Here is a 17656-nt window from a genome sequence, read left to right as displayed (position 1 = left end):
AAAACACAATATTATATTCACGAAAAAACGAAATTGCGCTATTGCGTGGTTTCGTTTTTTCGTTACGAACACTTAAAAAGAAATGTTTTGTCCGAGTCTGTTTTGAAAATATATTGAACTTAAATTCGTATATTTTCTATTCAAAATACTTTTTACGACAAGCTATTTTGTCCAATGTATGTTTAATACGATTCAGAGTTAAATTTTATGAAGAACAATTTTGTTAAATAAAGTATTATGTTACATCCTATTAATATGAAATATCTTCCTTTTTCCTGAGAAATAAATAGCGTATAGTATAGATATAATTGTAATGAAGCTAGAAAAGCAGGTGAATGGAACGATGAATGTATTAATTGTAGATGATGAAGAAAAAATTACAGAAATTTTAGCTTTGTATTTTAAGAAAAATGGTGACACTCCTTATATTTCTCATACAGGTGAAAAGGCAATTCAAATTATAGAAGAAACATCGATAGACCTTATTATTTTAGATTTGATGTTACCAGATATGGATGGAGAAGATATTTGTGAGTATGTCAAACGGTATTATAATATTCCGATAATCATGTTAACTGCCAAAATAGCAATTGATGATAAATTAAAAGGTTTTCGCATGGGTGCAGATGATTATGTTGTGAAACCTTTTCATCCAAAAGAAGTGGTCGTGAGAGCAGAGAGATTACGACCAAATCAATCTCAAAAAGAAATACTTCAATTTGGAGATATAAAAATATATACAAATGAAAACAACATATGTTTAAAAGGTAAAACTATACACTTAACACAACATGAATTTATCATTATATGCTTATTAATTGAAAATCCAAGACAGGTGTTTAGTCGAGAAGATTTAATTAACAAAATAGAGGGGATTGATTCAGAAACGAATCCACGAGTTATTGATCAACATATTAAGAATATAAGAAAAAAAGTGGGCGCTGATGTAATTCAAACGGTTTTTGGTCTGGGTTATAAAATGAATGAAAAGGTTATGAAAAATGAAATTTAATATAAAAATAGCGTTTATTGTTGCTGCCTTTACAATGAGTATGTTGTTCATTATTACAGTGATTTTATTATATAAAGGTCATGAGCACTTAATGATGCTCAACATTACAAACTCCCAAGAAGTAATTCATCATTTCGATTTAGCGTTAAGAGAAACAGCACTTTGGTCTATTGCACTCTTATTAATCGTGATTATGATTTCAAGCCTATTAATTGCAAGAATTTTGACCAAGCCCATACATGAAATGAATAAATTTGCTCTGTCATTAGTAAAAGGAAAGCGAAATTTAAAAATCAACTATACAATTGATGACCAAATCGGACAACTAGGACAATCTCTATTAAAGTTAGACCAGACGTTAACAGTTTATGAGAGACGTCGAAAAGAGATGACGCAAGAACTTGCTCATGAGATTAGGAATCCGTTGGCATCTGTGAAAAGTTATCTAAGTGCATTTCAAGACGGTATCTTGAATCCGACTACTAAAAATTTACAAGCTTGTACAGAGGAAATGGACCGATTAATCACTTTGATTGGTGAGTTAGATACATTAAATGATATTAATCATCCGACATTTAAAATTTCGAAAAATGACTGTAATATAGCTAAACTCATTGAAAAAGCTGTTACAGGAGTAGCAAGTGAATTATTAGAAAAAGAAATTCATTTAAAATTAGAAGTAGATGAAACAATCTATGCAGAAGTTGATGAGTTAAGAATTAACCAAGTTCTCCATAATATTATTAAAAATGCCATGTATCATGTGAGCAAAGAAGGAACCATTAAAATTACATTATTTCGTGAGGAAACGCATTTTTGCATTTTGATTTATGATAACGGTGTAGGCATGGATTTAGAAATAAAGAATCGAATTTTTGAATGGAATTATAGAGGGAAAAATGCATATGAAGGTAGAGGGATTGGTATGACCATCACGAAAAAATTAGTTGAAGCACATGGAGGAGAAATTACAGTTAAAAGTAACTTAAACGAAGGTACAACGTTTCATATACAAATACCGTTTTCTACATAATTTCTACATAACTATTCTGTATGATTATTTATACAGAAAGGACGTGTTTATATGAAGAAAATGAGAATAGTAGGTATTTTGATTCTTTTAGGGTTACTGACTGCTTGCAGTATGGATAATCGTAATAATTCTTCTATGAATAGTACAGAGATGAATCATTCAAATCATCGCATGGACGAGGAGATGGGTCACGAGACAACTGCTAATTTAAAAAGTAGTAAGGGCGAACATGAATTAACGTTTCCAAAAGTACTAAAACCCGATAGCCTGACAGATAATGCGGTTGTATATACCATAAAAGCGCAACAAGGAAAAACAAAATTTTTGAATGGGTTTGAAACGGAAACATATGGATATAATGGTCGTTTTCTTGGACCCGTCGTACGGATGGAAAAAGGAATGAATGTTACAATCCATTTAGTTAATGAGTTGAAAGAAGATACTACTTTTCATTGGCATGGACTCGAAGTACCAGGGAATGAAGATGGTGGACCGCACAAGGTGTTAAAAGCAGGGGAAAAAGAAACCATTCAATTCAACGTAAAACAGGATGCTGCTACACTCTGGTTTCATCCACATCCAATGCATCAAACTGCAAAACAAGTATTTAAAGGTTTGACGGGATTACTTTATATTGACGATAAAAATCTAAATTTACCAGATCGCTATGGTGTAGATGATTTGCCGATTATTTTACAAGATAAAAAATTTACTGATGAAAATCAACTTGATTATGACCAAGTAATGAATGCAGATGGTACAACAGGAGATATTTTGTTAATTAATGGTGTCATTGATCCAAAACTAACTGTCGATAGAAAAAAAGTTCGTCTACGAATTTTAAACGGTTCAAATGCGAGAAACTATATACTACGCTTTAACAATGATATGGAATTTCAACAGATTGCAAGTGATGGGGGTTTACTGAATAGACCATATAATACTAAGACGATTCAGCTTTCCCCCTCAGAACGAGCAGAAATAATTGTAGATTTTACGAAAGTAAAAACAAATGAGGTAACACTCATAAATGAAGATGGTGTCAATGTTTTGCCAATTCATGTAAAAGAAGAAAAATTACCTTCTAAACAAATAAAACAGAACTTAAATCAACTTCAAGTGTCAGATGAAATAAAAAATAAAAAAGTTACAAAGAAAATCAAATTGGCTGGTATGATGCAGCATGTAACGATTAACAATAAAAAATTTGATCCTAATCGCATTGATTTTACCCAAAAGCAAAATAAAATGGAAGTTTGGGAAATCGAAAACGTAAAAGACGCTATGGGTGGAATGAGACATCCTTTCCATATTCATGGGACACAGTTTCAAGTCGTATCAATTGATGGTAAAGAACCACCTGCCAATTTATCAGGTTTGAAAGATACAATTTCATTAGAGCCTGGGCAAAAGGCAAAAATAGCAGTTAAATTCAAAGGAAAAGGTATATATATGTATCATTGTCATATTCTTGAACATGAAGATAATGGCATGATGGGGCAAATTGAAGTGAATTAATAGTCATATAGATGAGTGAAGTAAAGAGGCTGGGACAGAACAAAATAATATGGCTCAAATGCGAATAATCAAATCAATTGAATGCGTAGAAAACGACTCCTGCGGGAATAGCATGAGCTGAAAACCCCACAGGAACGTAGTGACGAGGAGTTTGAAGCCATGCCCGCGGAAAGCGTTTTTCGAAGCGAAAATTGATCTGAACGAACAAATCCCGTATGATTTTTAAAAATCATACGGGATTTGTTATGTTGAAAATACTTTTGTCTCAGGCTCTTTACTTTCTATTTTTTCGTCCAAATGAATAAATAACCATTTTTAAACGAACTTTATCTTTTTAATATTATAAAACGTTCGTTTTTATGTTTCTTTTATTGGTTTAAAAGGCGTATAAAAATACGATTTCAGCAGAAAAGACCGAAATGTTTTGAATTCTGTCAATTTTTATTCCGTCAAAGGTCTGAAATTCCTAAAAAAGTATGATTAACAATAGTGAAACGATAGCCTTCATGATAAACTGATGAAGTAGAAATGAATTTAAAAAATAACCTGTTTTTAAGGAGATGTTTATATATGTTACATCAGCTTTCATGGAAAGTCGGTGGGCAACAAGGGGAAGGTATTGAAAGTACCGGCGAAATGTTCTCTACTGCCATGAACCGTCTAGGATACCACTTATACGGATACCGTCACTTTTCTTCACGTATTAAAGGTGGTCACACAAACAATAAAATCAATGTTCGTACAACAGCCGTTCATACAATTCCAGATGATTTGAATATTTTAGTTGCATTCGATCAAGAAACAATCGACGTCAACTATAAGGAATTAGATGAAACAGGTGTTATTTTAGCGGACGCAAAATTCAAGCCAGTGAATCCAGAAGATTCAAAAGCAACATTATATATTGTACCGTTCACAGAGATAGCAAAAGAACTAGGTACAACATTAATGAAAAACATGGTAGCGATCGGTGCAACTGCGGCATTAATGAACTTAAAGGATGAAGTATTCCAAAGTGTTGTAAGTGAAATCTTCGGACGTAAAGGTGAAGAAGTTGTCGCGAAAAACATGGAAGCAATCGCACAGGGACATCAAATTATGCACGACTTACTTGTGGAAGCAGGTTTAGAAGAAGGTCAATTTGAATTAGCACCTGGTGATGGAAAACATCGTATGTTTATGATTGGGAATGAAGCATTAGCGATGGGGGCGCTTGCAGCAGGCGTTCGACTAATGGCAGCATATCCAATTACACCAGCAACAGAAATTATGGAATATCTAACGAAGAAGTTACCAAAATTCGGTGGCGCTGTTATTCAAACAGAAGATGAGATTGCAGCAGCAACAATGGCAATCGGCGCAAACTACGGTGGTATTCGTGCATTCACAGCATCAGCTGGCCCTGGTCTTTCATTAATGGTGGAAGCACTTGGTCTTGCAGGTATGACAGAAACACCGCTTGTTGTAGTAGACACACAACGTGGTGGTCCATCAACAGGTTTACCAACAAAACAAGAACAATCGGACTTAATGGCGATGTTATATGGTACGCATGGTGAAATTCCAAAAGTAGTCATCGCACCATCAACAGGTGAAGAAGCTTTCTATGATATGATCCAAGCATTCAATATCGCAGAAGAGTTACAATTACCTGTTATTGTCTTATCAGATTTACAATTATCACTTGGTAAACAAACAGTTGAACCATTTGACTTTAATAAAATTGAAATTAAGCGTGGTAAACTGAACTTAGGTGAGTTACCAGAAGCAGAAGATAAAGCATACTTCAAACGTTATGAAGTAACAGAAGACGGCGTATCACCTCGTGTTGTACCAGGTCAAAAACATGGTATTCACCATGTAACAGGTGTAGAACATAGTGAGATTGGTACACCATCTGAATCAGCATCAAATCGTCAAACACAAATGGATAAACGTATGCGCAAGTTAGAGCATGTACACTTTGATACACCTGTATTTACAGATGCACCGCATGACGAAGCAGATGTATTAATCCTCGGTTTCGGTTCAACAAAAGGTGCAATCGAAGAAGTGCGTCCATTATTAGACGAAGCAGGAATTAAAGCGAATCATGCACATATTCGTCTGATTCATCCGTTCCCAACAGAAGAATTACAACCACTTGTTGACGGTGCGAAAAAAGTAATCGTTGTAGAAAATAATGCAACAGGTCAATTAGCAAGTATCTTAAAAATGAACATGGGTGCACATCATAAAGTAGTCAACTTAGTGAAATATGATGGTACACCATTCTTACCACTAGAGCTTTTAAATCGCGTAAAGGAGTTGCTAAAATAAATGGGAACATTTAAAGATTTTCGTAATACAATCAAACCAAACTGGTGCCCAGGATGTGGCGATTTCTCTGTACAAGCAGCGATTCAACGTGCCGCAGCAAACCGCGGTATTGAACCACATGAATTAGCAGTAGTTTCAGGAATTGGCTGTTCAGGTCGTTTATCGGGTTACATTAATGCATTTGGTTTACATGGTATTCATGGTCGTGCATTACCAATCGCACAAGGTTTAAAAATGGCAAATCGCGATTTAAATGTTATCGCAACAGGCGGTGACGGTGACGGTTTCGCAATTGGTATGGGACATACTGTACACTCAATTCGTCGTAATATCGATGTCACATATGTTGTTATGGATAACCAAATCTATGGTTTAACAAAAGGGCAAACGTCACCACGTTCAGCTGCTGGTTTTGTCACAAAATCAACACCAGGTGGCGCAATTGAACCATCATTAAAACCATTAGAAGTAGCTTTATCTTCAGGAGCAACATTTGTCGCACAAAGCTTCTCTACAGATTTAAAAGAATTAACAGCGATTATTGAAGCAGGTATGGCACATAAAGGTTTTGCGTTCATCAACGTATTCAGCCCATGTGTAACATATAATAAAGTAAACACATATGACTGGTTCAAAGAGAACTTAACGAAGTTAGCTGATATCGAAGGCTATGACCCTTCAGACCGTCAAATGGCGATGAAAACAGTTATGGAGCATGAAAGCCTTGTAACAGGAATCATCTACCAAGATACAGAAACAACTTCTTACCAAGACAAAGTAATCGGCTATGATGAAGCACCACTTCACGAAGCAGATATTAACTTAAAAGAAACAGACTTAGACAGCTTAATGAAGGAATTCATGTAAGTAACAGTTTTACAGAAACATCACATGCCTATTGCATGTGATGTTTTTTGGTTGAAATTGGAACTTTCATACAATCACTCCGTATAACTAAAGATAAAAGGAGTGATCGAATCAATGAACAGATGGTTAATCGAAACGTATTATAAACTGTACACAAAACTGCATTTATTAGGTATGGCAGTATTAGTTGAAGTCTTTTTAGCATTAGATGTATCACTATTTTTAGCTTTTCCTCAGTTACTCATTATGTTCGCTATGATTGCTTTATATCGGAAATTTAGTGAAGCTATGCTAGAAAAAGCATATGAATGGGCAGGGAAATACCGTCCACTCTTTTACATCATGTTATTTCTGATTGCTTCCAACTACGCATTTTATACAGGAATCAATCTCGACGTATTTTAATGGATGAAATCAGTGAGTATTCGTTCGATTTTTGGTATGATAGATTAGATATGTTCAAATTGAAAGAACATCTAACTGATGGAAAGATCAGTGCGTAGATGAGGGGAGTTATACCGAAGATGAACGAAGAACAACGATTACAAGGCCAACAAGTGAAGCCTTTTAAACCATTACAACCAGTGAAAGAAAAAGATTATAGTCAATTTTTCCAAAAGACACCTTCTTTAAAAGACGCGAAAAAGCGTGGTAAAGAAGAAATTGAATATCATGCAGATTTCAAAATTGATGAGCGTTTTGCGGAGATGGGTAGAGGACGTAAATTCTATATTCGCACATATGGCTGTCAAATGAATGAACATGATACAGAAGTAATGGCAGGTATTTTTGAGCAATTAGGCTACGAAGCGACAGATGAAGTGACAGAGGCGAATGTCATTTTAATGAATACATGTGCAATTCGTGAAAATGCTGAAAATAAAGTGTTTGGTGAACTAGGACACTTCAAGCCTTTAAAATTACAAAATCCAGATTTATTAATCGGTGTTTGTGGCTGCATGTCGCAAGAAGAAGCCGTTGTTAATAAAATTTTAAAAACATATGATCAAGTAGATATGGTATTTGGTACACATAATATTCACCGTCTACCAGAAATTTTAAATGAAGCGTACTTATCAAAAGAGACAGTCATTGATGTATGGTCTAAAGAAGGCGATGTCATCGAAAACTTACCGAAAGTGCGTAAAGGACAAACAAAAGCTTGGGTTAATATTATGTATGGCTGTGATAAATTCTGCACATATTGTATCGTTCCTTACACACGCGGGAAAGAGCGTAGTCGCTTACCACAAGACATTATTCAAGAAGTACGTGAGTTAGCAGCAGCAGGATATCAAGAGATTACATTACTTGGACAAAACGTGAATGCATACGGTAAAGACTTACCTGATTCATCTATTGGTTTAGGCGATTTAATGGATGAACTGCGTAAGATTGATATTCCGCGTATTCGTTTTACAACAAGTCACCCACGTGATTTCGATGATTATTTAATCGAAGTATTAGCGAAAAAAGGAAACTTAGTTGAACATATTCACCTACCTGTTCAATCAGGTTCAAGCGATATGTTAAAAATTATGGCACGTAAATATACGCGCGAAAGCTATTTAGAATTAGTGCGTAAAATTCGTACAGCAATTCCAGATGTCGCATTAACAACAGATATTATTGTTGGTTTCCCGAATGAAACAGAAGAACAATTTGAAGAAACATTATCTCTTTATAGAGAAGTAGGCTTTGAAATGGCATTCACATATATTTATTCACCACGTGAAGGTACACCGGCAGCGAAAATGACGGATAATGTACCAGCAGAAGTGAAGAAACAACGTCTACATCGCTTGAATGAAGTTGTTGCTGAATATTCAGCAAAAGCGTTGAAAAAGTTAGAAGGCGAAATTGTTGAAGTACTTGTCGAAGGTGAAAGTAAACGAAATGATCAAGTATTAGCAGGTTATACACGTAAAAACCGTTTAGTGAATTTTGTTGCACCGAAAGAAGTCATTGGACAATATGTACATGTACGTATTACAGAAGCAAAAACACACTCATTAGCAGGAGAATTCGTTGAGGTTGTGTCAAAAACCGCTGAGGTGAAATAATATGAGCCACACAAAAGAAGAAGTATTAGCAAAAGCACGTCAAATTGCACAGATGATGGAAGAAACAGAAGAAGTTGAATTTTTCAAACGTGCAGAAAAGCAAATTGATGCCAATGGTAAAGTAAGTGAAATTATTGCACAGATGAAAGCTTTACAGAAGCAAGCAGTCAACTTACAACATTTTGGTAAGAAGCAAGCTTTAGCAGAAGTAGAAGCAAAAATTGAAGCATTAGAAAGTACATTATATGCGATGCCAATTGTTGAAGAATTTCAAGTTGTGCAGCAAGAAGTGAATGAATTGTTGCAAATGGTTTCGCAAACAATCGTTCAACGAGTTGATGAAACAACAAAATAATTAAATTACCAAACAATACCATGTTTTAGAAAGCTCTTTTTTGGAAATTAAATGAAAAAGGAGATGTTTCTATTGTTAGCATATAAAAAACAAGGAACTGGTCCAGCAATTGTTTTTGTACATGGATTTTTAAGCGGCGGTCATAGTTTTGATTTTATTATTGAAGACTTAGCTGCAACACATACTGTATATGTTGTTGATTTACCAGGTATTGGCGAGAGTCAAATTGAAAAATCAGATTATCAAGTTGAAGATTATGCAAAAGAAGTAGCCGAAGTATTAGAGAAAGAAGGTGTAGAGGAAGCTATCTGGGTAGGGCATTCAATGGGTGGCTACGTTGCCTTAGCAGCTGTAGATGAAAAGATTGCACCTGTTTCACAACTTGTTCTATTATTCTCATCAGATTTAGCTGATGGAGAAGAAGCGCGTGAAAAGCGTGAAAAACAAAAAGGTGAGATTCGTGAAAAAGGAGTCGACGTCTTTGTTGATTCTATGATTGAAAATTTCTTCCCAGAAGGTTCTTCAGAAGAGTCAATTGATTACATGCGAAAAGTGGCGAAGTATGCGACACCTGAAGGGATGGTCTATCAATTAACAGCGATGCAGCAAAGACCTGAACGTACAACGGTTATTACTGAAGGGTCGATACCTGTTGCAATCATTGAAGGGACAAATGATTCAATTATGAAACCAATTGAAACGGATGGACCGAATGTACAAAAAGTGCGTATTCCAACAGGACATATGGGCATGGTTGAAAAGCCAGCGCTTGTCATTGATGCGATTCGTATGGTTTTGACAAAAGATGATTAGAATAAGATAGACACACTAAAATTCCGTATGATTTTTCGAAATCATACGGAATTTTCTATGTCTAAAAAGTATATGTTTTTTGCATTGGTGAACGGAAGCGTTTTGTATCTGGTGTGCGAAAAGCTACGTGTTTTGGCTTTCGGTTATGCATGCGTTTACGCCACATTTTAAATGAAGAAGCTTTCATCTCTTTACGCATGAGTTGGACGACATCTTTTTCCTTTAAACCGAATTGAATTTCAATCGCTTCAAAAGGTGTACGATCTTCCCATGCCATCTCAATAATACGGTCAATTTCATCTACTGTTAATGGTTGACTTGTCGTCATATTCATTCTCCTTTAGACGTGAAGTTATTTGAGCATATTGTATAATGAAGAAGAATGAAAGTACAGGGAGATGAATTTATGGATTATTCAGTTGTATGGTTTCGCCATGATTTGCGTGTGACAGATCACGAACCACTCGTACAAGCAGTTGCTTCAGGTCTTGAAGTGATGGGTGTCTATTGTTTTGATCCACGTGAATTTACAAAAACGAAATATGGATTTTTAAAAACTGGTGTACACCGTGCGCAGTTTTTACGAGAAAGTATCGCTGATTTACAAAATAGTTTAGCAAAACTTGGCTACCCACTACACATTGAAATAGGCGAGCCAGAAGTCGTGCTAAAAAAGTTAGCTAAAGTGCATACGATTAAAAAAATATTTTATTCTGTTGAAGTAGCAAGTGAAGAAATGGCAGTAGAAAATGCAGTGAAAAAACAATTACCTCACGTGACATTCCATGCGTATGATACGCATAATTTAATTCATCCAGCCGATTTGCCTTTTTCAATTTCACAGTTACCAGACGTATTTACGCAGTTCCGAAAAATAGTAGAGAAGCAGTGTGTTGTGCGTACGCCACTCGACTGTCCAAAAGGTTCTACTAAAGAAGTTGAGAAAATACCAATCCCAACATTACAGGAATTAGGGATTCACGAAACACCACCTGCACAACCAATTGAACATGGTGGCGAGCAAGCAGGGCTACAACGCATTCAATCTTATTTCTTTGATCAAGATGCATTATGTGTCTATAAAGAAACACGTAACGGCATGTTACGTCGCGATGATTCATCCAAACTTTCCTCTTACTTAGCATATGGTTGTTTATCACCACGAACGATTTATGCAGAAATTCAGCGCTATGAAAAATCCCGTATAAAGAATCGCTCAACATATTGGCTATTCTTTGAATTATTATGGCGCGATTATTTCTCTCTTGTTCATCGTAAATATGGCAATCGTTTATTTCAAGCAGGTGGAATTGATGATTTAGCCATTCCTTGGTCACAAGATGAAGGTTTATTTGAAAAATGGTTACAAGGTGAAACAGGTTATCCGTTAGTAGATGCCAATATGAAAGAACTACAACAAACAGGATATATGTCGAATCGAGGTCGTCAAAATGTCGCAAGCTTCTTAACGAAAAATTTAGGAATCGACTGGCGTATGGGAGCAGCTTGGTTTGAATCACAGCTCATTGATTATGATGTGTCAAGTAACTATGGTAATTGGTGTTATGTTGCGGGCGTGGGGAATGATGCACGCGAGTTCCGTGTATTCAATGTAGCAAAACAAGGAAAAGATTATGATCCAAAAGCGCAATACGCGAAACGATGGTTACCAATTTTGAAAGACGTTCCAGCGCATCGAGTTTACACAACAGAGCCTTTAACAGATGATGAGCAAAAGCAGTATGGTGTGATATTAGGCATCGATTATGCAGCACCAATCGTTGACTTATTTTCCTCTGCAAATGAACAAAAACAGAAGTACTTACGTGCAGTGAAAAAAGATTAGTTATACGTAAACTATAGATTTTACATCATCTATTATTATATGATGAACAAAAGTTCAGCTTATTATAAACCAATATCGGAGACATAAAAAAGTCCTGCCACATCAATGAATGCGGAAGGACTTTTTCTCATATTATTTACTTTTCTTAATCACATCATACGCTTCAAGCGCACGCTTTCGTCCTGCTTTATGATCAACAATCGGGAATGGATAATTACGTCCAAGTTCCACGCCAGCTTCTTCTAGTACACGCTCAGGTGCTTCGAATGGTGCGTGAATATATTTGTCTGGTACATTTTCTAGTTCGGGTAACCATTTACGAATATAATCGCCTTTTCCATCAAATTTTTCTGATTGTAAAATCGGATTAAAGACGCGGAAGTAAGGAGCAGCATCTGCGCCACAACCAGCAACCCACTGCCATCCCATGCCATTATTCGCTATATTAAAGTCTACAAGCGTCTCTTTAAACCATTCATATCCTTTTTGCCATTCAATCAATAGATGTTTGACTAAGAAAGATGCACTAACCATTCGCACACGATTGTGCATAAAGCCTGTCGCATATAATTCACGCATGCCCGCATCAATTAATGGATAGCCTGTTTGTCCTTTTTGCCATTCCACAAATGCTTGGTCATTATTTAACCAAGGGAATGCTTCGAATTCTTTTCTTAGCGGGACAGCATCTAAATCAGGGTTGTAATGCAGTTGATAATACGAGAATTCCCGCCATACGAGTTGGCGTAAGAAACTATCAATTTCATCGCTTTTTGCTGTATATTGTTCAGATTGCATCATACTACGACCTGAAGCCCATAAAGCACGTGCGCTAATACTACCGCAAGCAAGATGTGGTGAGAGTAAAGATGTACTCATTTTTGCAGGGAAATCGCGATCTTCTGCATAGTTTGCAATTGGTTCTTCTCTAAAATGAAGCCATTGGTCAATCGCAGCACGCTCACCAATCTTCCAATGCGCAAGTACATCATCATACCAATTAACAGAGTCGAGTAGACCAAGGTCATCTACAGAGAGTGAAGGCGCTGATTCACCTTGCTCAATTGTTTCAGGCTCTGGTAGAGAAGAAGGAATATGTTCACCGCGATATCGTTTCCAAAATGGTGTAAACACTTGATAATGTTCTTTTTTGCCGTTCACGATTTCTTCAGGTTGTAATAAGAGCGTTCCTTCAAATTCATGCACGTGTACGCCTTTTTGTTCAAGTGCTTGACGTAATTTTTGCAGTACCTCGATACGTTCTTTTTCATATGAACGATGCCAATGAACTGCATCGCATTTCAGTTCATCTATTAACTTTAGCACCTCATCAACGAAGTCACCTTGTCGTAAAATAAGCGTTTGATTTTTTTTCTTTAAGGATTGTTGTAAATCAAGTAGTGCATGGTGTCGCCACACATCTGAAGCTGTTGGACGACTTTTTAGTGGTTGAGCAATATAAGCAGTCGCTACACGACCGTTTTCTGCGGCATGAAAAAGCGCAGGATGGTCATGTAGACGAAGGTCTTGTTGAAAAAGCACCAATGTAAACATCTCAGATCATCTCCTACATAAATTCAATCTAACTTATCGTATAATGCACTATAAGACTTGTCAAAAATAGTGAATTTAACCTTTTCTCTCACGTAAAAAAAATACGACGATACTAAAAGCAAGTAGTGAAACACCTGTAAATAAAAATCCTGGTTGATTAATTAAGTCGAGTGAACCAAGTACAAAAGAGCCAGCAACGGTTCCGATGGAGAAGAACGCATAAAAATAGCCGTAAGCTTTTCCTCGAATCTCTTTTTCAGTTGCTTCAGCAAGTAATTTATTAATGGCTGGGAATGTAAATGAAAAACCAATTCCATAAAGCGATAGTACACCATATAGTGGAATCGTCGTCGTCGCTTCACCTAATAAGATTTGACTGACACCAAGTAAGACAATTCCGATTAATAAAGACGTAGATGCTGATAGATAATCGAAAATTCGATTGAGCGGTGTAATGAAAATGATGACAGCAACAATCCCGAACATACTTAATAAAGTTCCCGACATGCGTGAAGTATAACCTAACTCTTGTACATAAATAGGTAATAAATAAGCAAGGCTACCTTGTGAAAACATTAAAAAGAATGCACCGACATAAGACTGAACGAGCTTTTTAGACCAAATAAGTGGGACACGTTCTTTCATTACATTTTGACTGCGCTGCTGTTTTGTTCGTTGTAAAAATAACAGTGCAATTAATAGAAGTGCTCCAATTCCACCAACGATACTTAAGACGTTTGGAACAGACATTTTCGTCGCTAAAATACCACCTGTTGCAGGTCCGATAATCGCTGCAAGTCCGACGAATGCACCTGTAAATGCACTACCACTACCTTGTGTATCTTCTCTGCGTAAATTCGCGAGTAACGCAAAGGCAGCGGGAGTAATAAAGCCACTACTAAAGCCATGAAGTGAGCGAACGATTAATAACATGGTTGGATCTTCAATGAATTGATAACTAAAAAGAGATGCGACAGATAAAAGCAGTCCGAGCATGAGCATTTTATATGCGCCAATTTTATCTGTAAAAACACCTGAAAAAATATTACCGAATGTATTCGTAAATGAGTACAGACCCACAACAATCCCGACAACGAATGTCGAAGCGCCGAGTGAAAGTGCATATGTACTCATAACAGGTAGTTGTACAAATAAATCAAAGAATGAGAAGAAGATAATCCCATACACAATCCAAATTCTTTGGAATGGTTGCGTCGTTGTTGTGTGTTCCATCTTTTTTAATTGCCGGTCGAGCGCAAAGTTTCCAAGCGGGATAAAAGCAGCAAGGAATGATAAGAACGTCCAATGACCGCGCCATTGAATACGTATTTGAACATATAAAATCGCTAAACAGTAGAGAATGAAAATTCCACCGTGAAGCGCACCATTGATCGTAACAAATTGTGGATGGTCCCATATATATTTGAGCGGCATGGAGATGCAAAGTAAAACAAGTAAAGACAAACCGTCAAGAATGCCCATGATACGTAAAATTCTAATTGGATGAGCTTGCATAAAGAGACTCCTTTGTTCATAGTAATCTAATTCTAAGTGTAACATATTCAAAGCCTGAAACAATTCAATTGCTTAGAACGATTTATGAACATATTTTTGTTATAATAGAATGAAATGAAAAGCACGAATGTGAGGTTTTAATAATGGCATATACGCCCATGATTCAACAATATTTAGCTGTAAAAGCAGATTATAAAGATGCCTTTCTTTTTTATCGTTTAGGTGATTTTTACGAGATGTTTTTTGATGATGCAACACGTGCATCACAAATTTTAGAGATTACATTAACAAGCCGCGATGCAGGAATGAAAGAACGTATTCCAATGTGTGGTGTACCCCACCATTCGGCTAAGAATTATATTGATACATTAATTCAAAAAGGATATAAAGTAGCGATTTGTGAGCAAACAGAAGATCCAAAGCAGGCAAAAGGTGTTGTAAAGCGAGAAGTTGTACAAGTGGTTACACCAGGTACTGTAATGGAAGGGAAAAATGTTGACCAGAAGAGTAATGTGTACATTGCAGCCGTTGAACAACTAGCGCAACAATATGGTTTTGTATATTTAGATTTATCGACAGGGGAAGCAGTTGCTACATATATTGATGGTGACGTGAAGGATGTATTCCAACAACTCCAATCACTCCAAATTCGTGAAGTTGTCGTTAGTCCTGAACTATATGATGAATGGTTGGAGTTAGCAGACCGTTATGCGATTGTTTTATCCATTGCTGAAAAACAAGTTGCTGATGCCAAAGAATATATAGAAGATATTCCAACGCATTTACATGCAGTAGCCAAGCGTTTACTCCATTATTTAGAGGAAACACAATTGCGCGCTCTATCACATATTCAGCCATTTACGTTTATTGAAGTGCAGTCGATTTTAAAAATTGATGCCAATTCAAAACGTAATTTAGAGTTGATTCAAACGTTGCGTGGTGAGCTAAAAGGCTCGTTATTATGGCTTTTAGATGAGACGGTCACAGCGATGGGTGGACGTAAACTCAAACAATGGATTCACCAACCATTAGCGAACCGTACTGCGATTGAGAAAAGACTGCAAACTGTTTCTCATTTAATGGACAGTTACTTTATTCGTCTAGAATTACAAACCTTATTAAAAGAAGTGTATGATTTAGAGCGTTTAGCAGGACGTATTGCGTTCGGTAGTGTGGGTGGACGTGATTTAGCACAGCTACGTGCATCACTGCGCCAAATTCCGTTCATTCGTGAACAATTAGAAGAATCAGGGCATGAGCAACTGATTACACTTAGTCGTCAAATGGATGATTGCCAAGACATCGAAGCCTTCTTAAGCCAAGCCATTACAGATCATCCGCCGATTTCGATTAAAGAAGGCGATGTCATTCGAGAAGGATATAACGCGCAATTAGACGATTATCGCTACGCTTCTCGTAACGGAAAAGATTGGATTGCCCAATTAGAACAAAAAGAACGTGAACGAACAGGTGTTAAAAATTTAAAAATTGGTTATAATCGCGTCTTTGGTTATTACATTGAAATGACAAAATCGAATGTCCATTTAGCTGATTTAACACGCTATGAACGTAAGCAAACATTAGCAAATGCTGAGCGATTTATTACAGAAGAATTAAAAGAAAAAGAGGCAATCATTTTAAATGCGGAAGAAAAAAGTTTAGAGTTAGAATATACATTATTCACTGAAATACGTGAAAAAATTAAACCATTTATTCCGCGTATTCAGCAACTCGCTTCTCAAATTAGTGAACTCGATGTATTCGCAAGCTTTGCGACGGTGGCAGAGAACTATCAGTTTGTACAACCAACATTCCATGATGAGCAAGCATTAAAAATTGTGAATGGTCGTCACCCAGTCGTTGAAAAAATGATGAATAAATCACTCTATGTACCGAATGATTGTATCTTAACAACGGATGAAAATATGTTGTTAATTACAGGACCGAATATGTCTGGTAAATCAACTTTCATGCGTCAAGTGGCATTGATTACAATCATGGCGCAAATGGGCTGTTATGTGCCAGCAGATGAAGCGGTATTACCTGTAACCGACCAAATCTTTACACGTATTGGTGCAGCGGATGATTTAGCAGGCGGGCAAAGTACATTCATGGTAGAGATGATGGAATCACAACATGCGATCATGCATGCGACAGAGCGTAGTTTATTACTGTTTGATGAGATTGGTCGTGGCACATCCACATATGATGGGATGTCTTTAGCACAAGCAATGATGGAATATATTCATAATGAAATCGGAGCGAACACGTTATTTTCAACACATTATCACGAACTAACAACACTTGAACAAGCACTACCTCGTTTACGTAATGTCCATGTAGCTGCCACAGAGCAAGACGGCAAAGTCGTATTTTTACACAAAGTAAAAGAAGGACCTGCTGACCAATCATATGGTATTCACGTAGCTGAACTGGCTGAATTACCAAAAGCAATTATTTCACGTTCACGTGAGTTACTTGCGAATTTTGAGTCAAATACTCAAAGTGGCGAAGTGCAAGTGATTGAAAAAATTGTAGAGAAGATTGTCGAAGTACCAGTTGAAGTGCCTGTAAAAGAGCAGGTCAAAGAAAGTTCAGATCAACTTTCATTCTTTGAAGCGCAGGAAGTTGTACCAGCATTAACACAAGAAGAACAAGAAGCGTTAAATAAGCTTCGTTCACTGAATGTATCTGGTACAACACCGATGGATGCACTGCAACTTGTGTATCAACTACAGCAAACATTATTAAAATAAAAAAA

General features: G+C 36.5%; 14 protein-coding genes. 11 read left to right on the top strand and 3 right to left on the bottom strand.

The features are described from left to right. The first annotated feature begins 343 nt into the window (after window positions 1-343). From ASO14_RS10235 to ASO14_RS10195, 9 genes are all read left to right on the top strand, one after another. On the top strand, window positions 344-1012 hold the full coding sequence (locus ASO14_RS10235) for a response regulator transcription factor (RefSeq protein WP_068454670.1): 669 nt from the start codon (window positions 344-346) through the stop codon (window positions 1010-1012). Further along, on the top strand, window positions 1002-2045 hold the full coding sequence (locus ASO14_RS10230; protein WP_068454667.1) for a sensor histidine kinase: 1044 nt from the start codon (window positions 1002-1004) through the stop codon (window positions 2043-2045). Before ASO14_RS10235 ends, ASO14_RS10230 begins: the two co-directional genes overlap by 11 nt. A 51-nt stretch (window positions 2046-2096) precedes the next feature. Then, window positions 2097-3563: a multicopper oxidase family protein gene (locus tag ASO14_RS10225; RefSeq protein WP_068454664.1), complete on the top strand. Its 1467-nt coding sequence runs from the start codon at window positions 2097-2099 to the stop codon at window positions 3561-3563. Between the two features lie 570 nt (window positions 3564-4133). Then, entirely contained in the window at window positions 4134-5882 is a 1749-nt protein-coding gene (locus tag ASO14_RS10220; protein WP_068454661.1) for a 2-oxoacid:acceptor oxidoreductase subunit alpha, read from the top strand. Further along, entirely contained in the window at window positions 5883-6749 is an 867-nt protein-coding gene (locus tag ASO14_RS10215) for a 2-oxoacid:ferredoxin oxidoreductase subunit beta (RefSeq protein WP_068454657.1), read from the top strand. 114 nt (window positions 6750-6863) lie between these two features. After that, window positions 6864-7154 carry a hypothetical protein gene (locus ASO14_RS10210; protein ID WP_068454654.1) on the top strand — a complete coding sequence of 97 codons (291 nt, stop codon included), beginning with the start codon at window positions 6864-6866 and terminating at the stop codon, window positions 7152-7154. A 119-nt stretch (window positions 7155-7273) separates the two neighbouring features. Then, on the top strand, window positions 7274-8812 hold the full coding sequence (miaB, locus tag ASO14_RS10205) for a tRNA (N6-isopentenyl adenosine(37)-C2)-methylthiotransferase MiaB (RefSeq protein ID WP_068454651.1): 1539 nt from the start codon (window positions 7274-7276) through the stop codon (window positions 8810-8812). Between the two features lies 1 nt (window position 8813). Next, entirely contained in the window at window positions 8814-9167 is a 354-nt protein-coding gene (locus tag ASO14_RS10200; protein WP_068454649.1) for a YlbF/YmcA family competence regulator, read from the top strand. A gap of 72 nt (window positions 9168-9239) precedes the next feature. Further along, a complete protein-coding gene (locus ASO14_RS10195; RefSeq protein WP_068454646.1) occupies window positions 9240-9980 on the top strand; it encodes an alpha/beta fold hydrolase in 741 nt (246 codons plus the stop codon). Window positions 9981-10041: 61 nt separating this feature from the next. On the opposite strand, the gene ASO14_RS10190 is transcribed toward ASO14_RS10195, so the two are convergent. Next, window positions 10042-10308, bottom strand: coding sequence for a TIGR03643 family protein (locus ASO14_RS10190; protein ID WP_068454643.1), 267 nt, complete (start codon window positions 10306-10308; stop codon window positions 10042-10044). Between the two features lie 78 nt (window positions 10309-10386). On the opposite strand from ASO14_RS10190, the gene ASO14_RS10185 reads away from it, so the two are divergent. Beyond that, window positions 10387-11826 (top strand): DASH family cryptochrome, encoded by a 1440-nt coding sequence (locus ASO14_RS10185; RefSeq protein WP_068454641.1) that lies wholly within the window; start codon window positions 10387-10389, stop codon window positions 11824-11826. A gap of 132 nt (window positions 11827-11958) precedes the next feature. On the opposite strand, the gene ASO14_RS10180 is transcribed toward ASO14_RS10185, so the two are convergent. Then, window positions 11959-13380: a cryptochrome/photolyase family protein gene (locus ASO14_RS10180; protein ID WP_068454637.1), complete on the bottom strand. Its 1422-nt coding sequence runs from the start codon at window positions 13378-13380 to the stop codon at window positions 11959-11961. A 75-nt stretch (window positions 13381-13455) separates the two neighbouring features. Further along, complete coding sequence (locus tag ASO14_RS10175; RefSeq protein WP_068454635.1) at window positions 13456-14895, bottom strand: MFS transporter; 1440 nt, start codon at window positions 14893-14895, stop codon at window positions 13456-13458. A 140-nt stretch (window positions 14896-15035) separates the two neighbouring features. Between ASO14_RS10175 and mutS the strand changes: the two genes are divergently transcribed. Next, window positions 15036-17651, top strand: coding sequence for a DNA mismatch repair protein MutS (mutS, locus tag ASO14_RS10170; protein ID WP_156422370.1), 2616 nt, complete (start codon window positions 15036-15038; stop codon window positions 17649-17651). The last annotated feature ends 5 nt before the right edge of the window (window positions 17652-17656 follow it).

The organism is Kurthia sp. 11kri321, from assembly GCF_001534765.1.
In the GTDB taxonomy this organism is placed as follows: Bacteria; Bacillota; Bacilli; order Bacillales_A; family Planococcaceae; genus Kurthia; species Kurthia gibsonii.
The sequence above is the reverse complement of the archived record's forward strand: the minus strand, read 5'-3'. Positions and strand labels throughout refer to the sequence as shown.

Excerpts from the sequence above, each read along its gene's own strand:
- ASO14_RS10185 (WP_068454641.1), top strand. The coding sequence starts at position 10,387 with ATGGATTATTCAGTTGTATGGTTTCGCCATGATTTGCGTGTGACAGAT.
- ASO14_RS10235 (WP_068454670.1), top strand. The coding sequence starts at position 344 with ATGAATGTATTAATTGTAGATGATGAAGAAAAAATTACAGAAATTTTA.
- ASO14_RS10220 (WP_068454661.1), top strand. The coding sequence starts at position 4,134 with ATGTTACATCAGCTTTCATGGAAAGTCGGTGGGCAACAAGGGGAAGGT.
- ASO14_RS10190 (WP_068454643.1), bottom strand. The coding sequence starts at position 10,308 with ATGACGACAAGTCAACCATTAACAGTAGATGAAATTGACCGTATTATT.
- ASO14_RS10210 (WP_068454654.1), top strand. The coding sequence starts at position 6,864 with ATGAACAGATGGTTAATCGAAACGTATTATAAACTGTACACAAAACTG.
- ASO14_RS10180 (WP_068454637.1), bottom strand. The coding sequence starts at position 13,380 with ATGTTTACATTGGTGCTTTTTCAACAAGACCTTCGTCTACATGACCAT.
- ASO14_RS10225 (WP_068454664.1), top strand. The coding sequence starts at position 2,097 with ATGAAGAAAATGAGAATAGTAGGTATTTTGATTCTTTTAGGGTTACTG.
- ASO14_RS10215 (WP_068454657.1), top strand. The coding sequence starts at position 5,883 with ATGGGAACATTTAAAGATTTTCGTAATACAATCAAACCAAACTGGTGC.
- ASO14_RS10230 (WP_068454667.1), top strand. The coding sequence starts at position 1,002 with ATGAAATTTAATATAAAAATAGCGTTTATTGTTGCTGCCTTTACAATG.
- ASO14_RS10175 (WP_068454635.1), bottom strand. The coding sequence starts at position 14,895 with ATGCAAGCTCATCCAATTAGAATTTTACGTATCATGGGCATTCTTGAC.
- miaB (WP_068454651.1), top strand. The coding sequence starts at position 7,274 with ATGAACGAAGAACAACGATTACAAGGCCAACAAGTGAAGCCTTTTAAA.
- ASO14_RS10200 (WP_068454649.1), top strand. The coding sequence starts at position 8,814 with ATGAGCCACACAAAAGAAGAAGTATTAGCAAAAGCACGTCAAATTGCA.